This is a genomic window from Bartonella sp. AU16XJBT (assembly GCF_028618665.1).
Taxonomy (GTDB): domain Bacteria; phylum Pseudomonadota; class Alphaproteobacteria; order Rhizobiales; family Rhizobiaceae; genus Bartonella.
Window position 1 is genome coordinate 236,192 of sequence record NZ_JAQITF010000001.1, and the last position, 25,900, is coordinate 262,091.

Annotated in this window: 21 protein-coding genes, 1 tRNA gene and 1 pseudogene; 12 read left to right on the forward strand and 11 right to left on the reverse strand. The window is 38.0% G+C overall.

Annotation, left to right across the window (positions count from 1 at the left end; all coding sequences use genetic code 11):
- Positions 1–413: 413 nt before the first annotated feature.
- Both PVV66_RS00825 and PVV66_RS00830 read right to left on the reverse strand, forming a co-directional pair.
- A complete protein-coding gene (locus PVV66_RS00825; protein WP_273717395.1) occupies positions 414–1,652 on the reverse strand; it encodes a saccharopine dehydrogenase family protein in 1,239 nt (412 codons plus the stop codon).
- 53 nt (positions 1,653–1,705) lie between these two features.
- Positions 1,706–2,803, reverse strand: a complete 1,098-nt coding sequence (locus PVV66_RS00830; protein ID WP_273717539.1) for a carboxynorspermidine decarboxylase — start codon at positions 2,801–2,803, stop codon at positions 1,706–1,708.
- 160 nt (positions 2,804–2,963) lie between these two features.
- On the opposite strand from PVV66_RS00830, the gene PVV66_RS00835 reads away from it, so the two are divergent.
- The 7 genes from PVV66_RS00835 (at position 2,964) to mnhG (ending at position 9,745) form a co-directional block, all read left to right on the forward strand.
- Complete coding sequence (locus tag PVV66_RS00835; protein ID WP_273717394.1) at positions 2,964–3,461, forward strand: BA14K family protein; 498 nt, start codon at positions 2,964–2,966, stop codon at positions 3,459–3,461.
- Between the two features lie 232 nt (positions 3,462–3,693).
- Positions 3,694–6,615 (forward strand): monovalent cation/H+ antiporter subunit A, encoded by a 2,922-nt coding sequence (locus PVV66_RS00840; protein ID WP_273717393.1) that lies wholly within the window; start codon positions 3,694–3,696, stop codon positions 6,613–6,615.
- Positions 6,615–6,956: a Na+/H+ antiporter subunit C gene (locus tag PVV66_RS00845; protein ID WP_012232609.1), complete on the forward strand. Its 342-nt coding sequence runs from the start codon at positions 6,615–6,617 to the stop codon at positions 6,954–6,956. The genes PVV66_RS00840 and PVV66_RS00845 overlap by 1 nt, the downstream gene beginning before the upstream one ends.
- Positions 6,956–8,578, forward strand: coding sequence for a monovalent cation/H+ antiporter subunit D (locus tag PVV66_RS00850; RefSeq protein ID WP_273717392.1), 1,623 nt, complete (start codon positions 6,956–6,958; stop codon positions 8,576–8,578). The genes PVV66_RS00845 and PVV66_RS00850 overlap by 1 nt, the downstream gene beginning before the upstream one ends.
- Positions 8,575–9,060 (forward strand): Na+/H+ antiporter subunit E, encoded by a 486-nt coding sequence (locus tag PVV66_RS00855; protein ID WP_273717391.1) that lies wholly within the window; start codon positions 8,575–8,577, stop codon positions 9,058–9,060. The genes PVV66_RS00850 and PVV66_RS00855 overlap by 4 nt, the downstream gene beginning before the upstream one ends.
- A complete protein-coding gene (locus PVV66_RS00860; RefSeq protein WP_120121498.1) occupies positions 9,057–9,338 on the forward strand; it encodes a K+/H+ antiporter subunit F in 282 nt (93 codons plus the stop codon). The genes PVV66_RS00855 and PVV66_RS00860 overlap by 4 nt, the downstream gene beginning before the upstream one ends.
- A complete protein-coding gene (gene mnhG / locus PVV66_RS00865; protein ID WP_273717390.1) occupies positions 9,335–9,745 on the forward strand; it encodes a monovalent cation/H(+) antiporter subunit G in 411 nt (136 codons plus the stop codon). The genes PVV66_RS00860 and mnhG overlap by 4 nt, the downstream gene beginning before the upstream one ends.
- A 16-nt stretch (positions 9,746–9,761) precedes the next feature.
- Here the strand turns inward: mnhG and PVV66_RS00870 are convergent, their stop codons facing one another.
- The 4 genes and pseudogenes from PVV66_RS00870 to PVV66_RS00885 form a co-directional block, all read right to left on the reverse strand.
- Entirely contained in the window at positions 9,762–10,154 is a 393-nt protein-coding gene (locus tag PVV66_RS00870) for an MliC family protein (RefSeq protein ID WP_273717389.1), read from the reverse strand.
- Positions 10,155–10,171: 17 nt separating this feature from the next.
- Positions 10,172–10,555 carry an MliC family protein gene (locus tag PVV66_RS00875; RefSeq protein WP_273717388.1) on the reverse strand — a complete coding sequence of 128 codons (384 nt, stop codon included), beginning with the start codon at positions 10,553–10,555 and terminating at the stop codon, positions 10,172–10,174.
- A gap of 403 nt (positions 10,556–10,958) precedes the next feature.
- A complete protein-coding gene (aroB, locus tag PVV66_RS00880) occupies positions 10,959–12,092 on the reverse strand; it encodes a 3-dehydroquinate synthase (protein ID WP_273717387.1) in 1,134 nt (377 codons plus the stop codon).
- Positions 12,067–12,700: pseudogene (locus PVV66_RS00885) on the reverse strand (shikimate kinase). Before PVV66_RS00885 ends, aroB begins: the two are co-directional and overlap by 26 nt.
- A 254-nt stretch (positions 12,701–12,954) precedes the next feature.
- Here PVV66_RS00885 and PVV66_RS00890 point away from each other — a divergent pair.
- From PVV66_RS00890 to PVV66_RS00900, 3 genes are all read left to right on the forward strand, one after another.
- Positions 12,955–13,893: a site-specific tyrosine recombinase XerD gene (locus PVV66_RS00890; RefSeq protein ID WP_273717385.1), complete on the forward strand. Its 939-nt coding sequence runs from the start codon at positions 12,955–12,957 to the stop codon at positions 13,891–13,893.
- A 79-nt stretch (positions 13,894–13,972) separates the two neighbouring features.
- Complete coding sequence (locus tag PVV66_RS00895; protein ID WP_273717384.1) at positions 13,973–14,929, forward strand: acetyl-CoA carboxylase carboxyltransferase subunit alpha; 957 nt, start codon at positions 13,973–13,975, stop codon at positions 14,927–14,929.
- A 39-nt stretch (positions 14,930–14,968) separates the two neighbouring features.
- A complete protein-coding gene (locus tag PVV66_RS00900; RefSeq protein WP_273717383.1) occupies positions 14,969–15,718 on the forward strand; it encodes a murein L,D-transpeptidase family protein in 750 nt (249 codons plus the stop codon).
- A gap of 864 nt (positions 15,719–16,582) precedes the next feature.
- Here the strand turns inward: PVV66_RS00900 and PVV66_RS00905 are convergent.
- The 3 genes from PVV66_RS00905 to PVV66_RS00915 form a co-directional block, all read right to left on the reverse strand.
- On the reverse strand, positions 16,583–17,641 hold the full coding sequence (locus tag PVV66_RS00905; protein ID WP_273717538.1) for a GTP-binding protein: 1,059 nt from the start codon (positions 17,639–17,641) through the stop codon (positions 16,583–16,585).
- A 409-nt stretch (positions 17,642–18,050) separates the two neighbouring features.
- Positions 18,051–19,142, reverse strand: a complete 1,092-nt coding sequence (locus tag PVV66_RS00910; protein ID WP_273717382.1) for a D-alanyl-D-alanine carboxypeptidase family protein — start codon at positions 19,140–19,142, stop codon at positions 18,051–18,053.
- A 1,635-nt stretch (positions 19,143–20,777) separates the two neighbouring features.
- On the reverse strand, positions 20,778–21,584 hold the full coding sequence (locus tag PVV66_RS00915; RefSeq protein WP_273717381.1) for a 1-acyl-sn-glycerol-3-phosphate acyltransferase: 807 nt from the start codon (positions 21,582–21,584) through the stop codon (positions 20,778–20,780).
- A 129-nt stretch (positions 21,585–21,713) separates the two neighbouring features.
- On the opposite strand from PVV66_RS00915, the gene thiD reads away from it, so the two are divergent.
- On the forward strand, positions 21,714–22,568 hold the full coding sequence (thiD, locus tag PVV66_RS00920; RefSeq protein WP_273717380.1) for a bifunctional hydroxymethylpyrimidine kinase/phosphomethylpyrimidine kinase: 855 nt from the start codon (positions 21,714–21,716) through the stop codon (positions 22,566–22,568).
- A gap of 563 nt (positions 22,569–23,131) precedes the next feature.
- Here thiD and PVV66_RS00925 read toward each other — a convergent pair.
- Complete coding sequence (locus PVV66_RS00925) at positions 23,132–23,848, reverse strand: GNAT family N-acetyltransferase (protein ID WP_273717379.1); 717 nt, start codon at positions 23,846–23,848, stop codon at positions 23,132–23,134.
- Positions 23,849–24,652: 804 nt separating this feature from the next.
- Positions 24,653–24,727: transfer RNA gene (locus PVV66_RS00930), tRNA-Gly, on the reverse strand.
- 186 nt (positions 24,728–24,913) lie between these two features.
- Here PVV66_RS00930 and PVV66_RS00935 point away from each other — a divergent pair.
- Positions 24,914–25,891 carry an ABC transporter substrate-binding protein gene (locus PVV66_RS00935; RefSeq protein WP_273717378.1) on the forward strand — a complete coding sequence of 326 codons (978 nt, stop codon included), beginning with the start codon at positions 24,914–24,916 and terminating at the stop codon, positions 25,889–25,891.
- Positions 25,892–25,900 lie beyond the last annotated feature (9 nt).

Here is a 25,900-nt window from a genome sequence, read left to right on the forward strand (position 1 = left end):
GAAGCCAAGGGGAATTTTCTTAAAGAAATAGGATTGTTTAATGATTGCTGCGGATTGAGGGTCTTTGTCCTTAAAAAGGAAGAAGCCGATCAAATATTTCACAAAATACCACTCTTTTAAAAAAAGAGCGGTATTTTTATATCTTTTGTTGAGACACTCTCTTTTTGATGACAATAGCAGATCATACAATGTGATTAAATCAGTTTTGCTTCTTTGTTCTTCTTGATCATTGTTTGCTGTGTCTTAAAAAGGTGATCTCGATTTCCTTTAAGGTTTTTAAGAAATCCCAATGTTGCCAAAATATAACCTATAGCTGAATTTTTCGGAAAAACATAATTTCATAAGAACATTAAGTTTGTTTTCATTTGACAGTTTTGTGATAATTTAAAAAATCAAACCTAATAAGGATAAATCTAAAATTGTAATTTTTTATCCTCTTCTTGTTCTCTTATAAAGGTGGAAAGCCCCATATGATCAAGATATTTGAGGAAAGGGTGGGGTGGTAATTCTTCTACGTTGACCATCGTTTTAACATCCCATTCGCCTGTGGCAATGAGAAGAGCAGTTGCGGCTGCTGGTACACCAGCTGTATAGGAAATACCTTGTGCTCCTGTTTCATGAAAAGCTTGTTTGTGATCGGCTACGTTATAGATAAAAATTTCTTTTGGTTTTCCATCTTTTTCGCCTTTGATCAGATCTCCGATACAGGTTTTTCCTGTGTAGTCTGGAGCAAGAGAGGAGGGGTCAGGTAAGACAGCTTTTACAACTTTTAAAGGGACGACTTCTTGTCCTTCTGCGGTTTTAATGGGCTGTTCGGATAAGAGACCAAGATTTTTCAAAACGGTAAAAACAGTGATATAACGATCACTAAATCCCATCCAGAAGCGGACATTTTGGACATCAAGATTTTTGGAAAGTGAATGAATTTCATCATGTCCTGTCATATAGGTTTTTTGTTTTCCGACAACGGGAAGATCCCATTCATGGCTGACTTCAAACATTTTATTGGAAGTCCATTTTTTATTTTGCCATGACCATACTTGTCCTGTAAATTCACGGAAATTAATTTCTGGATCAAAATTTGTAGCAAACCAACGCCCATGACTTCCAGCATTAATATCAATAATATCAATATCTGTGATTTTATCAAAATAACATTCATGTGCTAGCGCCGCATAGGCATTTACCACACCTGGATCAAAGCCTGCGCCTAAAATAGCAGTGATACCCGCTTGTTCACATTCTTGACGCCGAGGCCATTCATAATTGCCATACCAAGGGGGTGTTTCACAAATTTTAAGAGGATCTTCATGAATGGCAGTATCGATATAAGCGCATTTTGTTTTTATACAAGCTGAAAGAACAGACATATTAAGAAAAGCTGAACCAACATTAATGACAATTTCGCATTTGGTTTTTTGGATGAGCTTTACAGTTTCTTCTACATTCATGGCATTGAGCGAATGGCCTTTGAGAACACCTTGTTCTTTCATGGTGTTTTTTTCTTTAATAGAAGCAATAATGGCCTCACATTTTTTGAGTGTTCGTGAAGCAATATGAATTTCACCAAGAATATCGTTGTTTTGAGCACATTTGTGCGCAACAACTTGTGCAACACCTCCAGCACCAATAATGAGAACATTTTTTTTCATTGTAGGTTCATCTCCTTTTTAATACTGTTATATGACGTTTTTTGTGGTTATCTTTATGAAAGGCTTGTCCGATAGTCATTGTAGCTAAATTGGCGTTGCAGCGTTAATGTACCATCGCATTCTTTGAGAACAATAGCAGGCATTTTCACACCATTAAACCAGTTTTTCTTGACCATTGTATAACCTGCTGCATCTTGAAAAGACAGTCTATCCCCTATTTTAAGAGGTTTTTGAAATTGAAATGTTCCAAAAATATCGCCAGCAAGACATGATTTTCCGCAGATCATAATTTCGTGTTCTCCTTGATTGGGTTCTAATTTAGCATTTTCACGATAAATGAGAAGATCAAGCATATGGGCTTCAATTGAGCTATCAACGATGGCAAGATTCTTTTCGTTGTACAATGTGTCAAGAACGCTGACTTCTAGAGTGGTGCTTTTGGTGATGGCGGCTTCTCCTGGTTCTAGAAAAAGAGTGACACCATGGGTTTTGGAAAAACGCTTTAAGCGTTCTGCGAAAGCTTCTAGAGGATAATTTTCAGCCGTAAAATGAATTCCACCGCCAAGGCTTATCCAGTCTACAGCAGCAAAAAGCTCTGAAAACTTTTCTTCCATAATCCCAAGCATTTGGTTAAAAAGATTAAAGTCAGCATTTTCACAATTGTTATGGATCATCAAGCCATTGATGAGAGGCAAAACTTCTTTAATAGCACTTTGGTTTGTTTCTCCTAAGCGACTAAAAGGGCGGGAGGGATTAGCGAGATCAAAATTGGATGCACTTATTCTTGGATTTAATCTTAGACCTCGTTGAATGGTTTTTGTTGCATCAGAAAAGCGTTGAAGTTGTTGGATTGAGTTAAAGATAATTTTATCTGCATAACCACAAGCTTCATCAATTTCATGATCGGCCCAAGCAACCGAATAGGCATGGGTTTCTTTGCCAAATTTTTCTCTTCCTAAACGAAGTTCATAAAGGGATGATGAGGTGGTTCCATCCATGAATTCAGACATTAAATCAAAAACACTCCACGTGGCAAAACATTTCAAAGCGAGTAAAACTTTTGCTTCTGACATTTCTCGTAAACGAGAAATTGTTTGCATATTTTTGATGAGTTTCGATTTGTCTATAAGGTAGTAGGGGGTTTTTATCATCATTTATTCATTCTTTTTTGAAGGATCTTATTGCTAAGATTAGCGTTTAGTACAAAGAGTAACAGAATGTCTCAAGAAAAAAGAATCTTAAGAAAAGAATCTGTTTCTGTCTAGCAATAGAAAAGCTTTCTGTAACGGCTGTTGTTTATTGTTTTGAGTTTTGCGTATGAAAAAAAAATTATATTATGCTTTAGCTTTTGTATTTGTGAGTAGTTTTTTCCTTATAACAACTGCTCTTGTTCATTGGGGGCAAAATAGAGGTGATGCTAAAGCAAAACTGGTCTCTCAGACCTCTGTCCAAGAGAGTTTGGTGCCTTTGATTTTTACGGGGCGTAGAGAACTGAATGGTTTTAAGGGTTATCATCATTATCGGCGTGGTTATGTTAAGTATAAAGATAATTGGTGGTATCCTGAAGCGGCTTTTGTTACATCACCGCACTTAAGCACAAAAGGCGCATCATTAAAAGTTGTATCAGATGCTAACAGAGTGTTTTTAACTTCCTTCTCAGAAAAGCCAGAAAAAAAAGAGCCATGGATGCTTAAACAACATATTGAATCTTGTCGTGCCCGTTATCGCTCTTATAATAAAAATGATAATAGTTTTCAGCCTTTTCATGGGCCTCGTAAACAGTGTTTATCGCGCTTTTTTAAAGGATAGAAATGATTAAATAAAATTTCAATTGCTTCTTGTCGTGAGCGTTATTGTTCTTACAATAAAAAGAAAACTTGTGTGGTACGCTGCATTTCCATGCAAGGGTTGTTTTTTGAAAAATTTAAGTGCTTTTAAGTTTTATTAAATCTTATTATCATTAAGTGTAGAATGGGGGGTGAAAATATAAATTTTTGTTTTGTCAATGACAAAATATTAAGGGCAAGATGGAGCTGAAAAAATGACAACACGGGAAGCAATGTTGATATTGCTCATTTTGCTTCCCTTTTGTGGAAGTGCTGTTATTGGCTTTTTTCGTTCGACAGCAAAAAATAATGAAGCTTGGTTTGCTGGGGGGATTGCTCTCTTTAGTCTTCTTTTTACAACCATGCTTTATCCGGCAATTCGTGGCAATCACATTATCCGTTTAAATATTTCTTGGCTTCCAGAATGGGGGGGTGATTTGATCCTCCGGATGGATGGTCTGTCGTGGCTTTTTTGTTTGCTCATTACAGGAATAGGGCTGCTTGTCGTTGTTTATGCTCGTTATTATATGGATCCCGCGGATTCTGTACCACGATTTTTTTCTTTTTTTCTAGCCTTTATGGGCTCAATGACAGGGATTGTTTTATCAGGGAATCTCGTGTTTTTGGTTGTTTTCTGGGAACTCACCAGTATTTTCTCTTTTTTGTTGATTGGTTACTGGTATCATAATACGAGTGCGCGTGAAGGGGCGCGTATGGCTTTAACGATTACAGGCTTTGGTGGTTTTGCCCTTTTTATTGGGGTTTTATTGATTGGGTATATCGTTGGTAGTTTTGATCTGGATAAAATTTTGCAGTCTGGAGATGTGATCCGATCAAATTCGCTTTATTGTCCTGCCCTCATTTGTATTTTATTGGGCGGACTAACAAAAAGCGCACAGTTTCCTTTTCATTTTTGGTTGCCTAATGCGATGGCAGCTCCAACACCGGTATCAGCTTATCTGCATTCGGCAACGATGGTAAAAGCTGGGTTATTTTTGCTGGTTCGTTTATGGCCCGTGCTCTCTGGGACAGAGACTTGGTTTTGGTTGGTTGGCTTTTCAGGACTTTCAACACTTCTTCTTGGCGCTTATTTTTCTATGTTTCAGCAAGATTTAAAGGGATTATTGGCTTACTCAACGATTAGTCATCTTGGATTGATTACCACGCTTTTAAGCCTTGGGAGTCCCCTTGCATGTGTTGCAGCGATTTTTCATATGGCCAATCATGCTACTTTTAAAGCTTCTTTATTTATGGCCGCTGGCATTATTGATCACGAAACGGGAACTCGTGATATGCGTAAGCTGACAGGTCTTTATCGCTCTATGCCGATTACAGCGACTCTTGCTTTAGTCGCAAGTGCGGCGATGGCTGGTGTTCCTTTGCTCAATGGTTTTTTATCGAAAGAAATGTTTTTTGCTGAAGCTGTTGCAACGCATATGGAATCATGGCTTGATTGGATTGCTCCTTATGTAGCAACGCTTGCTAGCTTGTTTAGTGTAACCTATTCTATACGTTTTATTCATGGTGTTTTTTGGGGACCAAAATCTCATACATTACCTAAAATTCCCCATGAACCACCGCATTTTATGCGTTTACCCATGGAGCTTTTGGTGTTTATTTGTTTGGCCGTTGGTATTTTTCCTAATTTAACAATCGGGCCTATTTTAGATAATGCTGTTGTGTCTGTTTTAGGACCGATGACGATTTCTTATAACTTGGCTGTTTGGCATGGGGTTAATACGCCATTAATGATGAGTTTGGTGGCTTTATTAGGAGGCGGCTTGCTCTATGTTGTCGGGCGGCCTTATTTTTTATCTTGCGATGATGGTGCTCCCTTTTTTCGTCATTTGAAAGGACCGCGTATTTTTGAACGTATTCTTGTGATTATTTCTTGGAAATGGGCTCGTGCGGTGGAAGCTGTTTTGTCAACACGTCGTTTGCAAATCCAGTTGCACTGGATTTTTGCTGTTTGTTTTATTTTTGTTGGTCTTTTGCTTTGGCGTGATGGTTTAATTGCACCAGGAGGGTTATCGCTTTTTCCACTTGATATTCCTTTTCTCGCGCTTTGGCTGGTCGGTGGATTGTGCGCACTTTTAGTCGCTTGGCAAGCAAAGTTCCATCGTCTTGCATCACTCATGCTTTTGGGGGGAGCGGGTTTGATGACGTGTGCAACCTTTTTATGGTTTTCTGCGCCTGATTTGGCTATAACGCAATTGGTTGTTGAAGTGGTGACAGTTGTCTTATTATTGCTTGGTTTGCGTTGGTTGCCTAAGCGTGTGCATAATCCTGCTCTAACGTCTGTTCATTTTGGGGTGCGTTTACGTCGCGCCCGTGATTTCATCATAGCAATTATGGGAGGTTTTGGTGTTGCATGGCTCTCTTTTGCAATGATGACACGTCCTCAAGGGACAACAGTTTCTAATTTTTTTCTGAAAAATGCTTATTGGAGTGCTGGTGGTCGCAATGTTGTGAATGTATTGTTGGTTGATTTCCGTGGTTTTGATACGATGGGAGAAGTTGTGGTTTTGGGCGGTGTTTCTTTGACTGTTTTTGCTCTTTTACGTCGATTCCGTCCTGCTCCTGAAAGTATTGAGCCGCCATTTCAACAACGTGTTCAGGAAGCTTTTGATAAGGCACAGCCGGAACGAAATGTGGGGGATACAGTATTGAATTATCTCGCTATACCTTCTGTTATTATGGGATGGCTTTTTTCCGTTATTATTGCTTTTTCTTTTTATTTATTTGTGCGGGGACATGATCTTCCAGGTGGTGGGTTTGTTGGCGGTGTGACTTTAGCAATAGGCTTTATTTTGCAGTATCTTGCACGGGATATTCGTTGGGTGGAAAACCATTTAAGAGTTCTGCCTTTACGCTGGATGGGCTTTGGCTTATTGCTATCGGTTGTAACGGGAGCAGGGGCTTTGTTTGTTGGGTATCCTTTTTTAACATCATTTTTCCAATATATTCATGTGCCATTGATTGGAAAGGTTCCTGTAGCATCTGCTTTTTTGTTTGATTTTGGTGTGTTTTCTCTTGTGTTGGGAGCAACGATTCTCATTTTAATTGCACTTGCTCATCAATCAATACGCAGTTACCGAATCGGTAAAAAGCCTGCTTTAAAAGAGAAGGAAAATTAATGGAAATTATTCTTTCTTTGGCCATTGGTGTTCTTGTCGGATCTGGAATTTGGCTCATTTTGCGTCCCCGAACTTTTCAAGTCATTCTTGGTTTGTCTTTGATATCTTATGGTGTCAATCTTTTTATATTTGCAATGAGTAGACCGCGCAGTAATGCAGCGCCAATTGTGGATCCTACGATGGTGATCAATCCAGCGAATTATGTTGATCCTCTTCCACAGGCTTTGGTTTTAACTTCAATTGTGATCGGCTTTGCAACGACAGCTTTATTTTTGGTTATCTTATTGGTTTCACGCGGTTTAACGGGTTCAGATCACGTTGATGGACGTGAGGTACAGTGATGGAAGCTTGTGTGCATCATCTGCTTATTTTGCCGATTCTTTTGCCGTTAAGTACTGGAGCCCTTCTTCTTTTCTATGATGAACGGCGTTCAAAACTGAAATCACTCATAAGTGTTTTTTCTGCCGCATTGTTAGTTGTCGTTGCTGTTTTACTGGTTATGCGTGCTCTTGAAGTTGCACCAGCTGTGGATGTTTATCGGCTTGGTAATTGGCCTTCTCCTTTTGGTATTGTTTTGGTGCTTGATCGCTTAAGCGCTATGATGCTTTTGCTTTCTAGCTTATTGATCAGCGCGGCGTTGGTTTTTGCACGGGCACATTGGTATAAAGCGGGTCCTCATTTTCAGTCATTGATGCAATTTTTCATGGTTGGAATAAACGGCGCTTTTTTAACAGGTGATTTATTTAATTTATTTGTATTTTTTGAAGTGATGTTAACAGCTTCTTATGGCCTTGCGTTGCATGGTTCTGGTCCGTTACGTGTGCGCGCTGGGTTGCATTATGTCGTGGTTAATCTGGTTGCTTCGTTGTTTTTTCTCGTTGGTGCAGCGCTTATTTATGGAATCGTGGGCACCCTCAATATGGCTGATTTGGCTGTAAAAATACAATATATAGCTTCTAGCGATATGACTTTATTCGAAATAGGGGCTGCGCTTTTGGGAATTGCTTTCTTAATTAAAGCAGGGGCGTGGCCATTGAATTTTTGGTTAATGCCAACTTATAGTGCAGCAGTAGCCCCTGTTGGAGCTTCTTTTGCACTTTTAAGCAAGGTCGGTATTTATATTATTTTACGTTTAACATTGTTATGGTTTGGACCAGAAAGTGGACATTTTAGCCATTTTGGTCAAACGGTTTTGTTCTACGGTGGGCTTGCCACTATGGCTTTTGGTTTTATTGGGGTGTTGGCAAGCCAAGTCTTGGTACGTTTGGCAGCTTATAGTGTTTTGGTTTCTTCTGGGACATTGTTGACAGCAATCGGGATCGGCAATACAGCACTAATCGCAGGTGTACTCTTTTATATTGTTTCTTCAACTTTGGCACTGGGTGCTTTTTTTCTTGTTGTAGAATTGGTTGAACGCTGTCAAGATGTGGCTGCCAATGTTTTGACGGTTACAATGGAAGTCTATGGGGACGATGAAGAGGAGGAGGAAGATGAAGTAGGGACTTATTTACCGGTAACTTTGGCCATTCTTGGGGCTTGTTTTGGTCTTTGTGCACTTTTGATTATTGGTCTGCCCCCTTTTTCTGGTTTTGTTGCTAAATTTATGATGTTTGTCGCACTCTTAAACCATAGTAAAGAAAATATTTCTACCTCTCTACCCGTTTATCACGATTGGCTTTTTATAATTTTTGTCACTCTATCTGGTTTTGCTGCTTTGATTGCCATGACACGAACGGGCATTCGAACTTTTTGGGTTTCTCTTGAAGGGAGAATTCCACGGGTGCAGGTGATTGAATTTGCACCTGTTGCTGTTCTACTTGCTTTGTGTTTTCTGATTACAATTGTCGCTGGTCCTGTCAGTCGTTATATGTTTGAAACAGCGAAAGGCTTGTATGAACCTCAAAATTATATTGGTAGCGTTTTAGATGATTTTTCTCTTGAAAATAGGAGGATTCATCAGTGAAACATTGTTATTTTTTCCCTTTTTCTAGTGTGGCAATTATTTTTATGTGGCTGATCTTAAATGGCTTTAGTTTCGGTCAATTGCTTTTAGGCGTTATCATTGCTTTGTTTGGGGGGTGGGTGATGCGGCTTCTTGAGCCGGAAAAAATAACGATTAAAAGTTGGCGTGCCGTTTTTCAGCTGCTTTTTCGTGTGTTTATTGATTCTATCGTTTCAAATATTGCTGTGGCTTGTTTCATTTTAACCAAAAGATCTAAAAAACAGCAGTCTGGTTTTATTGTGGTGCCCATTTCGCTTGAAAGTCGCACGGCTTTAGCTGTTTTGGCATGTATTCTTTCTGCAACTCCAGGAACTGTTTGGATTGCCTATAATAGAAAGAATAGTGAACTTTTGCTTCATGTCTTAAATTTTAAAAATGGATATGATTACCAAAAATTGATCAAAAAACGCTATGAACAATTACTTTTGGAGATTTTCTCATGAGTATGGTGATCCTTTATTGGGGGCTTTATCTCTCGCAGTTTTTTTTAAGTTTGGCAATGATTCTCGCACTGTTTCGGTTGATTCGTGGTCCACGGGCGCAAGATCGGATTGTGGGATTGGATGCTCTTTATATAATCACTATTCTTTTGTTTCTTACATTCGACATCCGTTCAGGAACAACCATTTATTTTGTGGCAGCGCTCATTGTTGGCTTATTGGGTCCTGTATCAAGTATTGCGTTGGCAAAATTTCTTATGCGGGGGGAGATTATTGAATGAAGGATGATGTATCGCTTGTTGTTGCACTTGCTGTTACGGTTTTTTTGATATTAGGATCTGGTCTCACCTTGATTGGAACGATAGGGTTGGTGCGTCTTCCCACTTTTTATAAGCGTTTACATATGCTTTCGTTGAGTACAAGTTGGGGCGCTGGCAGTATTCTTATTGCGTCGTTTCTTTATTCAACTTTTGTAGATCATCATTTTGTTTTTCATGAATTTTTGTTGATGATTTTTTTACTTGTAACAACACCGGTCGCTTCAATGTTGGTATCACAAGCAGCGGCTTATCGGCACTATTCAGAAAATAAATTAGAAAAACCCCTGGCTCTTTTATCACGTCAAATGGAAAAACAAACATCTGCTTCCGATGAAATATCATGCAATACGAGCCAGAGCGATTTTTAAGATACAATGAGCTTTTTTATTCTGTTTTTTGTTCTTCTACACATTGAATAAGATTTTTTTCTTCTGGATCATTAATGAGATCAGAAAGTGTGGCTTCGTTTCCTTTTGTCCACCATATATAGGGACCTCCCATATATTTTACTCCAGAAGCACTTATGCTGCGGGAAGCGATGATACGCTGTCCTTTCCATGTGAAATCAACAAGCGAAATGTTACCAGCATTGAGATAGGTTACTTCAACGTGCTCTTTACTTGTACCTGTCTCACATTGATAGGCTGTAACTTCTGTTGTTGGTTCTGGATCATCTGGGACCTCAACAACTAAAGAGCCAGCAAAAGCATTGACTGAACCGAATAGCGGTAGGCTTAAAGCAGCAAAAAATCCTACAATAAAAGCAATTTTTTTCATGACGTTTCCTCAGTTATTTAAAATAATAACAGTGATTCATCCTTACAGAGGATGGGTTTTTTTTCTTCTGGGTCTTGTGTCAGATCATAAAGTGTTACTTCTTTATTTTTCTCCCACCAGATATAATGCTCCCCTACATATTTTGCTCCAGAAGCAGCAATAACATTCGCAGCAATAATACGATCGCCTTTCCATTTGAAATTGACCAATGAAATATCGTCAGCGTTGTGATAAGTTGCTTCAACGCGTTCTTTATTTGCTCCCATATCACATTGATAGGTTATGGTTTGTGTTTCTGGCTTACCTGACACTTCAATGACTAAAGCAGCAGCTAAGGTACTGCTGACATTGAAAAATAATAAAGAGGAAAAAAATCCTAAAATTTGTAGAGTTTTTTTCATAATGCTTCCCTATATGAAAAGTAATTTGACTTATGTGATGGTGTCTACGGCAGGATTCGAACCTGCGACCCCAGGATTCATACCACTTCGGTTTTCACCGCCAGCTTTACAAGCTGTTTGTGGTCTGGACTGTCTCTTCACCTTGAAGCTTGCGCCTTTTAGGTGCTGCCCGTTCAGTCTCTACACCTTCCTCTCATGCGAAAAGAGGCTTGGCTCGGGATTGGCATATAGTTTTGCCCATGAAGCTTTCCCCGAATTTGAGCAGATCCGCTTTGAGAATTTCTCCTCAAGGCGCCCAATTTCTTTAGGAATCCTGTGCTCTATCCTACTGAGCTACGCAGACATCATCATAACTATTCCTTTAATAGAAGTATAAAAACGAATCAATTATATTCAATATGAATTAACGAATTTCTGTTAATTTTTGTTCCAAAAAGGATAAAACTGCATCTGGTGGAACATTTTTTGCAATAAATGATTGGCCAAGTCCGCGTGTCAAAATAAAGGTCAAACTATTTTGTGAAACTTTTTTATCTTGAGTGATGAGAGTCATCAATGTTTCAGCATTTGGTAGACGTCCTGGAATATCCTTTAATTGCGTAGGTAAACCTACAGCTTTAAGGTGTGCTTCGATACGATGTATGAGGGTGGGAGCTACTAGATTTAGTTGTGCAGAGAATTGATGTGCGAGAATCATTCCAATTGCTACAGCTTCACCGTGAATTAAACGCTTTGAATCATAAGCTGTTGCTGTTTCAAGCATGTGTCCAAATGTATGACCAAGGTTTAAGAGGGCACGCTCTCCTATCTCATATTCGTCACGTGCGACTATGGCTGCTTTAAATTGGCATGAGCGAACAATGGCTTGTGTTCTTATCGCGCCATTAGAAAAAATTTCTTGTCCGTTTTTTTCAAGCCATTCAAAGAAATCAGGCTGGTTAATGAGTCCATATTTGACCATTTCCGCATAACCTGCGCGAAATTCACGTGGTGGTAGCGTATCAAGGACAGATGTATCAGCAATAACGCATTGCGGTTGATAAAAAGCACCAATAAGATTTTTACCATATCGGCTGTTGATGCCTGTTTTTCCACCAACAGAGGAATCAATTTGTGCAAGAAGCGTTGTGGGCATCTGAATGAAGTTCATCCCGCGGCGGATCATACTTGCTGCAAATCCTGCTAGATCTCCAATGACACCGCCACCAAAAGCAATAACACAGTCACCTCTTTCTAAGTGTGCAGCAAGAATTTGGTCGATGACAACTTGCAGGGTTGAAAATGATTTTGATTGTTCTCCTGCTTCTACAATGATAGGGACAGTATGGATTTTATTTTTTGTTAACTCTGCTTGTAATGGATCCAAATGGAGCGATGCAACATTTGTATCTGTAACAATTGCCAAGCGCGTTTGATGAAAATCTTTTTGCTTAAGAGAATGTTTAATCTGTAAAGCAGCTTGCGCAATAAGATCTGGACCAATGATGATATCGTAACAATGCTTGTCTAATTTAATGGTAACGGTTTTGGCTTGCATGCTTGTTCTTTCTATCGTTATCTTTTTGTATGAAGGTAGTACTGTAGAGATCGTATGACATTTTTTGCTACACTGTAGGGGCTTTCTTTATGACTGTTAATTGTTAAGTTTGCTTTTGCATAGAGAGGATAACGCTGTTCCATGAGTTTTTGCATTGTTTCTTTGGGATTTGCTGTTTGAAGAAGCGGTCGTGTTGGACGCTTGGAAACACGTTGCATAAGGATATCAAGATCTGCTTTGAGCCAGATAGATATTCCATTTTGATGAATAGCTTTTCGTATCTCTTGATTTATGTAAGCACCGCCACCTGTTGCTAAAACAAGAGGGCGTTTTTTTATGAGGTTGAGAATAACACGCTGTTCAAGGGAGCGAAATTCCGCTTCACCGTAGATTTTAAAGATTTCTGTGATAGACATTTGTGCTGCTTTTTCGATTTCTTGATCAGAATCATAAAAAGGTAAATCAAGCATGGTGGCAACACGTTTTCCAATGACTGATTTTCCTGCTCCCATAAGGCCAACGAACACAAGCGCTTGGTTATCGAGAGATGATAAGATTTGTCTTTTTATTTGTGACAGGGGGGGATGTTGGGGTCGATTACTTTTCATAGCTCATTTCGGCATTTATCTGCTTTAAAGTCAATTCCTGTTAATCTTTATAAGGTAGGATAAGAGATAGAGTATTTTGGAAAAGTTTATTATTTTATGCCAACATTAACCAAACTTTTGATGATTCTTTTCATTTTGTTTGCTATTCTTTTTAGTATAATGATCATTCTTGTCGTTTTTGTTGAACCCGTAACTGTGGATATGTCTGTTGATGTTCCTTTGGATTCGCTGACTCTTTCCTTGAGAATGAATCAATGAAAAGTAACATTGTGATAGAGCGTTTTCTTGAAATGATGAGTGCTGAGCGAGGCGCTTCTGCCCATACGCTTGCGGCTTATCAGCATGATTTACAGTGGGCGCAAGACGAATTGTCTTGGCATTCGGTTTCGCTTTTTTCAGCACAAAAGGAAGATTTAATCGGTCTTTTGTCACTCATGCATACATTTGGTTTTGCTGCAACTTCACAAGCGCGCCGTTTATCAACGTTGCGTCAATTCTATCAGTTTCTTTATGCAGAAGGATTAAGAGCAGATGATCCTTCTCATGATATTGATACCCCTCGCCAAGGACGCCCTTTGCCCAAAATTATCAGTGAAGATGCGGTGACAAAATTGCTTGATTTGGCGCAGTTGGAGGTTAATCAAGCAGATTATGGATCTAAGGATTATCTGCGCGCATTGCGTCTTCAGCTGTTGAGCGAAATGCTTTATGCAACAGGATTACGCATTAGTGAGTTGGTGAGTCTGCCTGTGCAGGCTGTTCGGGGGAAAGCATACAGTATTTTGGTTCGCGGTAAGGGAAAAAAAGAACGAATGGTGTTGTTATCAAAAAAAGCCTATCAAGTTCTTTTGCAGTGGTTGGATTTGCGTGATCAAGGGAAAGATGCGACAAGTCTTTATCTTTTTCCGGCGCATTCAGAAGCAGGCTATATTGCGCGTCAAGTTGTTGCACGGGAGTTGAAAAATCTTGCTAAAAGGGCTGGAATAAAAAGTGAAAGCTTTTCTCCCCATGTGTTGCGCCATGCTTTTGCTAGCCATCTTTTGCAAAATGGTGCTGATTTGCGTGCCGTTCAACATTTGTTAGGCCATTCTGATATTTCTACCACTCAGATTTATACCCATGTGTTGGAAGAAGGACTTTATCGTTTAGTCAATGAGCATCATCCACTTGCCGATGCGCAAAAGGCTCGTTAAAGAATGAGGTGATGTTTTGGAAAAAGACTTTATAAAGCAAATTATAAGTGTATAAGTGACACTGAATGAGTTGGTACAAATGTATAATTATCTTGATTTTGAAAAACCAGTTGCTGATCTTGATGGGAAAATTCTTGAATTAAAAAAAATTTCTCAAGAAAAAGGCAGTCTTGATATGAGTGACGAGATTGCGCGTCTTGAAACACGTTCAAAAACGGCATTGCACGATATTTATAAAAAATTGTCGCCGTGGCAAAAAACACAAGTCGCTCGTCATCCTGATCGTCCGCATTTTATGGACTATTCTAAACGCTTATTGAGTGATGTTACACCTTTGGCAGGAGATCGAAAGTTTGCCGAAGATGAGGCTATTCAAGCTGGGTTCGCACGCTTTAAGGGAGAAGCAGTTGCTTATATCGGCCAAGAGAAAGGTCATGATACGCAAACACGTTTGCGCTATAATTTTGGTTCTGCACGTCCAGAAGGATATCGTAAAGCTGTACGTATTATGGAAATGGCTGACCGCTTTGGTTTGCCACTCCTTACTTTCGTCGATACGGCAGGTGCTTATCCTGGTGTAAGCGCTGAAGAACGCGGGCAAGCAGAAGCAATTGCTCAATCAACAGCCGCAACTTTGCGCCTAAAGGTTCCTGTTGTATCTGTTGTTATTGGAGAAGGCGGTTCTGGGGGGGCGATAGCAATTGCGGCTGCCAATAAAGTTTATATGTTAGAACATGCGATTTACTCTGTTATTTCTCCAGAAGGAGCGGCTTCTATTTTATGGCGTGATCCAGCCCGTGCAAAAGATGCTGCAATGAATATGCGTATTACCGCTCAAGATTTGTATCGCTTAAAGATTATTGATGGCATTATTTCAGAGCCTTTAGGAGGAGCGCATCGTGGTAAAGAGATTGCCATTGATGCAACGGGGGAGATTATTTCAGAGGCTTTAAAAGCTATGGCTGGAAAAGATGGTGAAGTTCTTAAACAAGAGCGAAGGGAAAGGTACCTTCAAATTGGTCGGTCATTAGCATAAGTCATTTTTTATGAGGGGTGTTGGATTGGAGTTTCTTCGATGACATTTAACAGATTCCTTGCTGTGTGTGTGTTGTTTGTAATGGGAATATTAACGGCCTGCGAAGGAAGATTACCAGCTTCTATTCGTGCTAAAGTTGAGCAGCCTCTACCGCAAGAAATCCAGAATAGAATGGTTTTGTATGATATTGATCCCTATGCACCAATTGTGATGCGATTTTTCAAGGAAGAAAATGTTGCTGAAATTTGGAAGCAATCTCGTTCAGGTCCTTTTATCTTGGTTGCTCGCTATGGTATTTGTAAATGGTCTGGTAAGCTTGGACCTAAATATAAAGAAGGGGATCTTCAGACACCGGAGGGTTTTTATACGATTACTGCAAACCAAATGAATCCTTATTCAAAATATTATCTTTCTTTTAATATAGGATTTCCTAACCTTTATGATCAAGAAAATGGTCGTACAGGGAGCAATCTTATGGTGCATGGTTCTTGCTTTTCCGCTGGTTGTTATTCTATGAGTGATAAGAACATGGCTCAAATTTATGCGTTCGCACGGGATGCTTTTAAAGGAGGGCAAAGAGCATTTCAGTTGCAGGCTTTTCCTTTCCGCATGACTGATGATAATATGGCACGGCATAAGACTGACCCTCATTATCAATTTTGGGTTATGCTTAAGAAAGGTTATGATTTTTTTGAAGAAAATCGCCAACCTCCAACTGTTGAAGTTTATGGAAAACGTTACATTTTCAATCGCGATATTGATAAAACTTCAGTTTCCTTAATGCAGTGAGTGTTATTTTATCCTGCTACACTTTAAAACACCATCGCTTATGGGGGGGCGATACAGAACATGCAAAAACTTTATTCATGGGGTGCTTAAGGGAGTCGTCAATAGTTTTTAAAGTGCTGTGTTTTTTCATAGAGCTTTATGTCTATAAATCAGATGAAGTGGGAGGACCAAGAGGAATTCGCTCAGAGAAGTTGGATTGTTTGCAGATCACTATGGATGGCAGTCTTGGTTTTTTAGTGGAGAGCAAGTTAACATAAAATGTCTCTCTTTTTACTTTCAAAGGATTTTATTATTTTATTGCTGTAAAATGTTGTTTTATCGTGCTGGTCTATAAGATACATGCATACATCTAAAAATAGGATATTGCCTCTGTCTGATTTTAGTTTTTTGCCTAAACTTAAGAGGACTTTGTTTTAATCAGCTGGACGAATATAGGGTTTAGCAGAATATTTAAAACCAAGAATTTGTTCAATGGGGTTGTAAAATGAATCACATGAAGCGCTTCGCAGATGAAGCGTATGCCGAGAGAAAATAACCTGATTACAGATTGATGGACATTAAAAAATTTCATCATAACACTTTGATTTTATAATTATTCAGTTTGAATAGGAGCCTGAATGTCATAAGATCTTTTATCTGAAAATCTATTTATCTTGAATCAATCAAAATCATTCGCTTGCACGTTACAAGCGGGAAGCGCCGCATGGATAAAACTGTAACAATAAAAATGTCTCTAATGAATCGCCTCAAGTGCCAAGAGCTGTCATACATTGGGGCTGGCAAAATCTATGGTGGAGCTGTTTTGCTTCTTTAAAAGCGTAGTCTAATTCAATGGATTTAACATTATATCATTGAAGGGGAGAATTAAAACTTTATTCCTGGAATGATCAGAGGGTTTTCCAAGAGAGCTGTTTTGTCTGCAGTATCTATTGCTGGTTTATTAAAAAAAGCATTGAGAAGTTTTTGTATTGCTTCTTTTTCAACACCATCGGCAATGATGACAAAACGTGTTTGTTTTATTCCTTTTGGCCATGTTGGCAGTCTTATGGGGGGATGGAAAAATGTTTGTACACCATGCAATACAAGTGGGCGATAAGGATCATCACGCAAGGCGATAATTGCTTTGATACGGAGTAATTTTGTACCATAACGCTCTTGTAGAAGATCTAAAAAAGCTTCAATTGTGGCATAATCAACAAGATCCTCACAGTCTAGTGAAAAAGTACGAATGGTTTTATGGGGGGGATGATCATGTGGAGCTGTCATAAGATTTTGCTTAAGTTGTGTATTTTCTCCTTTTTCATTCCATAATGTGTTCTTTATTAATAGATTTGAGCAGAAATCTTCAGAATGGGCGTCAATAATTTGTGCTGTAGGATTCATTGTTTTGAGTGTGTTAATAAACTCATCTGAAAGCGTTGGAGCTGTAAGATCTGTTTTGGTGAGAATAATTTTATCAGCAAGGATTAATTGTTTATATATTTCAGGATAGCGCTCACATATGGAAAGAGTGCTTAATGTATCAAATGTTGCAAGAACAGCATTTATGGACAATGTTTGAATAAACAACGGATGGCTTAAAAGTATTTGTAAAATAGGGGCAGGATCAGCCACCCCTGTTGTTTCAATGATAATGTGATTGAGTTGTTTAATCTGTCCTGTTTGGACTCGATTGATTAAATCAATTAATGTATCGACGAGATCACTGCGTAAATTGCAGCATAAGCAACCATTGGCAAGCTCAATAATTCCTTCTGTGGCCTTTTCAACCAGTAGGTGGTCAATACTGATTTCGCCGAATTCATTGATGATAATAGCACACTCCGTTAAGAGAGGATCTTGTAGCATACGGTTGAGCAAAGTTGTTTTGCCAGAGCCTAAAAAACCAGTAATAAGCGTGAGAGGAATGCGCTTCATTTTCATCTTAATCATCAATCGTGGTTTTGTTTTAAAGAAACATATCTTATGACGTTAACTCCATTCATAATGGTGTCTGTGAGGGATTAAGGGTCAATTCCCAAATCTATTTTATCACCATTTTTACGCTTATAAAGGTAAGTGTGGGCACAATCATACACTTTCTCGGTGCCAATGTTATGATAATTCTTGGCACTTGAAAGACTTTATAGGAAGAGTTTTAATTTCTTGCTTTAATTATTTTATCTGTATGTTCTCATCCACCTTGTGACGTGCAAGAGACGGATTTTAATTGATTCAACAAATATAGATTTGAAATAAGTCAATCTTACGATATTTGTGGTTCTGACATAAGGTGCAAAATAATTAATTATCATTACAAATCAATTCATTATAATTAATCATAGATTATGGCTTACGGCTTTTTTATAGAATAGTTTGCGCGTCTTTTATATGGACTAGGGGGCTTTCTTAGTGGTTTTACCGTCATTTTAGGTGTCTGTGGCGTACGAATGAGGTGTACTGCTAAAGGATGAGAAAAAGAAGGTGGCGCAGTGATAAAAGGTGAGGTGAGAATAATATTTCCTTGATCATCATATGAATTTGCATGCATTTTTATGGCTTCAGGCGTGCATGTTTGTTGTTTCATATTGTTGGCTTGTGTTATGTTGCTTCCGTAAGGTTTTAATGTTGCTATTGTTAATTGGGGGCTTCCTTGATGCAAAAATCCTATTTCAAGAAGTTGTGCCGCTTTTTCTTCCCTTTCACTTATGTTGTTCGCGCCTAGAATGACAGCAATAATTGTACGTTTATTGCGGGTGGCTGAGGCAACAAGATTAAAACCAGAGGCGCAAATAAAGCCTGTTTTCATGCCGTCTATTCCATAAAAACGACCAATGAGGTTGTTTGAATTATGCTGGATTTTTCGGTTATTACCAAAATCAATGGCTGGAATAGAAAAATAATGAGCATATTGTGGAAATTCACGACGTATTTGGACGGCTAAAAGAGCAATATCGCGTGCGGTGGAATAGTTTTGAGGGTCTGGTAAACCGCTTGCATTTGCAAAATGGGTGCCAAACATGCCTAAACGTTTAGCTTCGTTATTCATTTTGCGTACAAAAGCTTTCTGTGAACCAGCAACGGCTTCACTCATGGCAATGGCCAAATCATTGGTCGATTTAACCATGGTGATACTTAAGGCTGTATCAAGTGTGAGAACAGAACCAGCTTTATAGCCGGAACGATACGAGGGAGCCTTTGCGGCATATTCGCTGAGGGTGATAGGTTTGTTGGGTGAAATTTCCCCTCGGCTCATTGCGCGAAAAATAACATAAGCGGTCATTAATTTTGTTAAGGAAGCTGGATACCAACGCTCAAAAGCTTGATTATGTTTTAAGATATGTCCCGTTGTAACATCAACGGAAATAAAAGGCTGCGCTAGAGCAACAGCGCTAGACAAACTCAAAACGAAAGAAAAAAATAAATTATAGAAGAGACGTTGCATTAATTTAAATCCCCCTCCTTTTTATTCGTTATTTGGAATTGTTTTAATGTAGCACACAAAGCTTTTGAGTCCAGGATAGAGAGGACAGATGGTTAATTACTGTATCAATTGTGTTTTAGGGATAAAACCAACACTCATCTTTATTTTCCCCTTGAATTTGGTTTGATGGCTTAAGAATCTCAAGAAATACTTTTTAAATAATGAAGATTGTAAAAAATTTCAGGTTCTTGAGGCAATTGCTGTTTTTTTAGGAAGGACAAGCTAGTATCATCATATATTTTGCCTACTATTCTATTCGTTAATATATTTGATTTATAATGATAATTTTCTGTTGTACATGTTGAATGAGTCCCCCAGAATATTGTCAGACTCTTTCATGCTAAATCTATGCCGGATTGAATCAATAAAAACTATCCGTTTGAACGTTACAAGCCAGGAAGCCTGCGTAGATAAAAACTGTACAATAAAAATGCTTCTTATGAAAACCGTCTTAAGTGTCAAGGACTATCGCAACTTGGGGATTGGCAAAGTGTCTAATGGTGCAGGCTTGCTTCTTCAAAAACATAAAAAAGGCTGTTCAACGACTTGACCATTATACCACTCATCGTCAACGTTGTGAAAAGGGCTGGGATGTATCAAGAGATGTCTCTTTAAGATACCCCCTTATATTGATATGGCTTATAAGAAGTGTTTGTGCCCTTTGCTTTAATAATTCTTGCTTACATATTAATTTGAGTTGTGACGATAGATAATTGGTTTTAATCAACTCAATATAAGAAGAAAAAATCATTTTTCTATATGGGTTGTGATTGCTCAATATCAAATATTATTTATCATTATAAATCAATATATTATATATGAAAAACAGCACGCTATTTATATTATTGATTGATGTTTTTTCTTTAAAGAAGTTGTTTGTTTTTCTCTTTATTTCATCCCTTAGCGAGCATTTTTAACACTGTTTGTGAATAAGTATAAAATCCTGCGGCTCATTTATGAACTTTCTTTAACAGGGGCACATGTTTCTTATACAAGACAGAACGCTCAAAACAAAATATTGTTGCGTTTCTCATTCACGTGCTCATTTTAAAGAAATATCTACCAATTTTCATATCTCTTTTAAGATATCGTTCTTAAGAGTTATAATCTTTATGTTTATGAAGAAAGATGTTGGCACTTATCATGCATTTATTTTCTATCAATGTTGTAGTTGTGAAGAAGAAAGCCAGCATTATCAAACACTTTTCCAGCCTATAATGTTACTGACAGCCCTTGGCCCTTGAGATGGTTGATAAGAGGCATGCCTTTCTTATACGGCTTTTTCCGCTTGTAATGTGTAAGCAAATGCTTTTGATTGATTCAACATGAAACAAATTTGAAATGAGAAAATCTTACGGTATTCAGAGTTCTCATTCAAGTTGAATAGTGATAAATTATCCTTATAAATCAAAATGCTGTATGTCATTTAACGATTTTAAAGAGAGGAAGAATTCCCTCTTAAAAAAATTCATACATTGTTCATTTTTGATAATGTAACATGGGTTTTATAATTTTGAATGGGAAAGTTTGTAATATCTCCCTTATATTTTTGTTTTATATGCTTCATTTAATATACAAAGTGATGTTTTTTATCAATCAAGGTTGTGCTTCATGATGTTTCAGTTTTTGAAGCTTTTGAACAGCAGATGGTGGCATAGGAGGAGGGGTAGGATCTTGAGCTGCTAAGAGGAGCAGTTCATCACACGCTTCTTCAGTTTTTTGGATCAGTTGATCTAGAAAGTCACGTTTGCTTAAACCAGCTTCTATTGGAGGAAGAATACGAACACGAATTGTTCCGGGATAACGGCGAAAATTATTGCGTGGCCAATATAATCCCGCATTGTGCGCAATAGGGACAACTTGAAGTCCTAATTCATTATAGAGCGCGACGATTCCTGATTTATAATCTGGTTCTTGACCGGGTTTTCGACGTGTTCCTTCGGGAAAAATTAAAATTTGGCGTCCTTGTTTTACTTTCTCTTTTGCTTTTTGTATAACCGTTTTTAAGGCTTTGATGGGCGTTGTACGGTTAATGGGGATAATTTGTGTTTTTGCCATATACCAGCCAAACAATGGAATCCACATCAATTCACGTTTTAAAATGAGAGTGGGATCGTCAAAATAGGGAACAAGGCTGAAAGTTTCCCATGCAGATTGATGCTTTGGAGCAATGATATAGGCCCCTTTGGGGAGATTTTCTAATCCTTCAATTTCATAACGTGTGCCCGCGATGTATTTTTGCAAAAAGAGTGTAACACGCGCCCATGTTTTAGGGACAATCCATGCCTTTTTGCGGGGCATTAAAAAATAAATGGGAGCGTAAAGAATCATTTGTATGAAAGTTGTTGTATAAAAAGCGAACGTAAAAAGAATAGAACGAAGGATAAGCACTATATTTTCCATTTTATATCTATAAAAAGACTTCGTATATAATATAATTCATAGGAGAAAACATCTTCTTTATGTTTTTTCAAGCATCTATTTTTTCGGTAACTCATTTTCCGATATTTAAAAACAGAAGGAAAGAGGTTAATGGAATTACAAAAAGATAAACTTTTTATTCCACGGATTTTATCTATTGCGGGAACAGATCCTTCTGGTGGCGCTGGAATGCAGGCGGATTTGAAGGTTTTTTCAGCTATGAAAACTTATGGTATGAGTGTGGTTACAGCTGTTGTTGCACAAAATACTCAAGGTGTGCGTTCTTTTCAGGCATTAGATGCTTCTTTTGTTGCGGATCAAATTGATTCTGTTTTTGAGGATATCCATGTTGATGCCGTTAAAATTGGTATGGTTGCAAATGCTCAGATTGCACAGACTATTGCAGAACGTCTTGCTTATCATAAGGCGCGTTTCATTGTTTTTGATCCGGTTATGGTGGCAAAAAGTGGTGATGTTCTTTTAAAGCCTGATACCATTGAAATTATGCGTGATGTTCTTGTACCGATGTCAACTTTGATTACACCAAATTTGCCTGAAGCTGCACTGTTATTGGGATGTGAAGTGCAATGGTCTTTAGAGACTATGTATCAATATGCTCCACGACTTTTAGCGCTAGGGTGTCCTGCAGTTTTATTGAAAGGGGGACATTTGAATGCGCTTACCAGAAATAGTACAGAAAATTACGATTGTTCTAGTCCAGATCTTTATTGCGATTGTGAAAATCTTGTTATGCTTGAAGCTTCTCGACTTTCAACCACTCATGATCACGGGACAGGGTGTACTATTTCTGCCGCCATTGCAGCTCTGTTACCTACACAGCCTTTGGACTGTGCTGTTAAACAAGCAAAAGATTATTTACATGGCGCTTTAATGGCTTCAAATGCTTTAAAAGTAGGGAAAGGTCGAGGGCCGCTTCACCATTTTTATGCATTGTGGAAAGATTGATACAACAATTGATTGTAAAAAATCTTCACTCTATGAATTTGTTTCGTCATTATATGTTGTTTGGGACTTAGGCTGATAAGTGTTGGCGCATTGTAGCTTAAAAGTTGTTTTTTATTGAAGAAGAATTAGAGAGAAAAAAGTTATATCTTGTTGCTTTTATATATTTTTTTACGATTAATGTATCCTATTCCAGAGTAAATTTTGAATGTAAAAAAGAAAGCAAGAGACTCTGAAAGTCAAGATTTGATGGCAAAAAGGGTAAAGGAATTTTGAAAGGCTTTTTACAAAGCGATATTGAAGCTTGTTGATTCCATTATATTCGTTATTGTTTATATTTATTGGTGGCAAAAGAAGGTTAGCCAAAATCATTATTAAAATTATGGAAGACATCCCTCTTAATATTTATGCCGAGCCTTTTCCATGCTGAAAATAATAAATTCTCTTCATTGATGAGCAAAAAAAGTTCGTCACTAAATGATCATGTGTTTATTGGAATAAACTTTAAATTCACCAAAGTTTATAAAACCCAATTTTTTATAAATGCCAATTCCCTCGTGTGAGGCTTACATACCAATAACATGACATTTCTTTCTTTTTAAATGCTCAATAGCAATTTTTGTCATGAATGTCCCAAACCCTCTTTTTTGAAAATCTGGATTGGTGACAATATCATAGACTCCACCAATTTCATCCGCTTTAATACAAAAACATATGGCTACAGGATTGTTATTTATATAACCAACGAACAGATCTATATTAGGATCTTTTTTATAACAGCTTCCTATTGTTTTATAAAATATGATCGCTTCTTCATCAAAAGGCTCGAATACTGACGCCATAACATTTCCGTAATCTATAAAATCTTGAAGTGATTCAACTTCCTTTATTTTGAAGTTATCCGGTGTAGAACTAATATGTGAATCTATATCTTGCGCTAAAGCCGCCATTCCTACCTTTGTTTCAACATGCTCTAAACCAATGATTAAGAGAACTTCATCAACTTTGTAATGAGACGAATGAGGTCCAACCCACCAAGCTAAAGGTCGTTTCTGTGTATTAAAGGAATCAATTATAGACTTTGCTTGGTCTACAGATATCGTTTCTTGTAAATTTTTAGCAGAGATAACGTTGAATGTGTCTGAAGCAAATGTTGAATTAACAGAAGAGACTCCATTTGAAAAATCAATAACCTGCATTTGAGGACACAATTTTGGTAAAAAACGTACCTTTGAGAAAAAATTATTCTCTAATGATAAGTTAATTTTTGATTTGTTTAACATTTGTTTTCCTTATCATTATTCATTGAGCTTTTAATACTGGGGCTGTAAAAAAATCTGTTAGCTCAAAGGTAATTCCAAATTCTTTTACATAAGCTGATATAACCTGAAAGGTCGCAAAAGATCTGCTGCTAATACTAAAAAATTATTCTCGGGATGGTAAGAAACTCTTGATCAATGCTTTTTGGAAAAATGCTACTGGCAAAGCTAAAGTTATTGTTGCTAAACAACGTCATAAACCAATGGGAAGTGTCATCTCACTTTTCAAGCTTTAGCGGTCTAGCAGATCACACAGATTTCCTAGAAAATCCCGCCTGAGATAGAAATTGTTATCTGATGATCTAAGATCCAAATCTAATAGATGCTTTACAAGAAATTACGAATCTTAAAAAACTTTGAAATGCCCCTGAAGCTTTTTTAGAGAATCTTTTAAAAATGATTTGAAAAAAACGAATCGATATAGAATCTAATGCCAAAATAGAGAAAATCGACCGGCAATGTAGTTTGACAGTAGGTCTTACATTAAGTGGGAAGAGGTGGGATTAGGTAGGAATACTTGATAATTTATTGTTTTTATGTATAAAATCTAGCTTTAAATACGCGTTTTGTCAAAATGAATTTTGACACCTAAAATGGCTCAAAAGAGCGAAAATCGGAATTTGAGTGTGAAAATAAGAAAAGGCTTTGAAAGACCTTTGAAGACCCTTTGAGAACCCCTTAAAAATCATGTGAAACAAAATAAATTGGTAGAAAACCTAGTGGCAAAATATACAAAACCTGCTGGCAAGCTACAAAATCAAAATTCAATGGAGCGGGCGATGGGATTCGAACCCACGACCCCAACCTTGGCAAGGTTGTGCTCTACCCCTGAGCTACACCCGCTCACCGATTCGACATATATGTTGTTTGTATGGCGTAGGCTTCTACGAATTGCAACAAAAAAATATCATTTTAGTTTGATTTATTTTGTCTCTGTTTCGATAAAATGAAATAAAGATTGATTTTAGAAAATTCTTCAGTAATAAATTATTCCTTTTTTAATTTTTGCGTGGATAGGGGTGGAATATCATGTTGAAGAAAGTAAATATATTAGGGGTTGTCATTGCAGCGGTTTTTCTCATGAACAGTGTTGCAAAAGCTGACGATCAAGTTAAACACGTTAAAGTTGCTTTAACACAAATTATGGTCCATCCTGCTGCGGATGCTGTTCGTAAAGGTGTGGAAGATGTTCTTGCAGAAAATGGTTATAAGCAAGGTGAAAACTTTCAACTGACCTTTCTATCAGCGCAGGGCAATATTTCAACAGCAACGCAAATTGCACGTAAATTTGTTGGTGATAAACCTGATGTTATTGTGGCGATTACCACGCCTTCAGCACAAACAATGCTTGCGGCAACCAAAACAATTCCTATCGTCTTTGCAGCGATTTCTGATCCTATCGGAGCTAAAATCGTTTCTTCGCTTACCAAGCCTGGTGGTAATGTGACGGGGAGTTCTGATCGTATAGATGTTGCAGAAAGTGTTAAACTTTTGCACGAAGTAAAACCAGATTTAAAAAAAATTGGTTATCTTTATAATGCTTCTGAAGCAAATTCTGTTTCAACACTTAAAGTGTTAAAGGATGCGGCAAAAAAAGCTGGAATTGAAATCATTCCTTCATCGGCACCAAAGCCTTCAGATGTTCAGGCAGCAACACGGGCTTTAATCGGTAAGGTAGATATCATTTTTATTCCCGCTGATAATACAGTTCTTTCTGTTTTAGAGGGTGCTGTAAAGGTCACGCAGGAAGCAAATGTTCCTGTGTTTACTGTTGATGCTAATTCTATTGGACGCGGCCCTTTTATGACGCAAGGTGTGAATTTCTATGATGTAGGGGGCGATGCTGGGAAGTTGGTTGTGCGTATTCTAAAGGGTGAAAAGCCTGGTGATATTGATGTTGTGCAGGCGGCTAATAATGACATTCGAATTGATCTGAAAGCAGCAGAAAAAGCGGGGATTGTTATTCCGCAGGCGGTTATTGATCGTGCAACAAAAGTGCTTCAATGACTTTTGTTG

Excerpts from the sequence above, each read along its gene's own strand:
- PVV66_RS00825 (WP_273717395.1), bottom strand. The coding sequence starts at position 1,652 with ATGAAAAAAAATGTTCTCATTATTGGTGCTGGAGGTGTTGCACAAGTT.
- PVV66_RS00830 (WP_273717539.1), bottom strand. The coding sequence starts at position 2,803 with ATGATAAAAACCCCCTACTACCTTATAGACAAATCGAAACTCATCAAA.
- PVV66_RS00840 (WP_273717393.1), top strand. The coding sequence starts at position 3,694 with ATGACAACACGGGAAGCAATGTTGATATTGCTCATTTTGCTTCCCTTT.
- PVV66_RS00845 (WP_012232609.1), top strand. The coding sequence starts at position 6,615 with ATGGAAATTATTCTTTCTTTGGCCATTGGTGTTCTTGTCGGATCTGGA.
- PVV66_RS00850 (WP_273717392.1), top strand. The coding sequence starts at position 6,956 with ATGGAAGCTTGTGTGCATCATCTGCTTATTTTGCCGATTCTTTTGCCG.
- PVV66_RS00860 (WP_120121498.1), top strand. The coding sequence starts at position 9,057 with ATGAGTATGGTGATCCTTTATTGGGGGCTTTATCTCTCGCAGTTTTTT.
- mnhG (WP_273717390.1), top strand. The coding sequence starts at position 9,335 with ATGAAGGATGATGTATCGCTTGTTGTTGCACTTGCTGTTACGGTTTTT.
- PVV66_RS00870 (WP_273717389.1), bottom strand. The coding sequence starts at position 10,154 with ATGAAAAAAATTGCTTTTATTGTAGGATTTTTTGCTGCTTTAAGCCTA.
- PVV66_RS00875 (WP_273717388.1), bottom strand. The coding sequence starts at position 10,555 with ATGAAAAAAACTCTACAAATTTTAGGATTTTTTTCCTCTTTATTATTT.
- aroB (WP_273717387.1), bottom strand. The coding sequence starts at position 12,092 with ATGCAAGCCAAAACCGTTACCATTAAATTAGACAAGCATTGTTACGAT.
- PVV66_RS00890 (WP_273717385.1), top strand. The coding sequence starts at position 12,955 with ATGAAAAGTAACATTGTGATAGAGCGTTTTCTTGAAATGATGAGTGCT.
- PVV66_RS00895 (WP_273717384.1), top strand. The coding sequence starts at position 13,973 with ATGTATAATTATCTTGATTTTGAAAAACCAGTTGCTGATCTTGATGGG.
- PVV66_RS00900 (WP_273717383.1), top strand. The coding sequence starts at position 14,969 with ATGACATTTAACAGATTCCTTGCTGTGTGTGTGTTGTTTGTAATGGGA.
- PVV66_RS00905 (WP_273717538.1), bottom strand. The coding sequence starts at position 17,641 with ATGAAAATGAAGCGCATTCCTCTCACGCTTATTACTGGTTTTTTAGGC.
- PVV66_RS00910 (WP_273717382.1), bottom strand. The coding sequence starts at position 19,142 with ATGCAACGTCTCTTCTATAATTTATTTTTTTCTTTCGTTTTGAGTTTG.
- PVV66_RS00915 (WP_273717381.1), bottom strand. The coding sequence starts at position 21,584 with ATGGAAAATATAGTGCTTATCCTTCGTTCTATTCTTTTTACGTTCGCT.
- thiD (WP_273717380.1), top strand. The coding sequence starts at position 21,714 with ATGGAATTACAAAAAGATAAACTTTTTATTCCACGGATTTTATCTATT.
- PVV66_RS00925 (WP_273717379.1), bottom strand. The coding sequence starts at position 23,848 with ATGTTAAACAAATCAAAAATTAACTTATCATTAGAGAATAATTTTTTC.
- PVV66_RS00935 (WP_273717378.1), top strand. The coding sequence starts at position 24,914 with ATGTTGAAGAAAGTAAATATATTAGGGGTTGTCATTGCAGCGGTTTTT.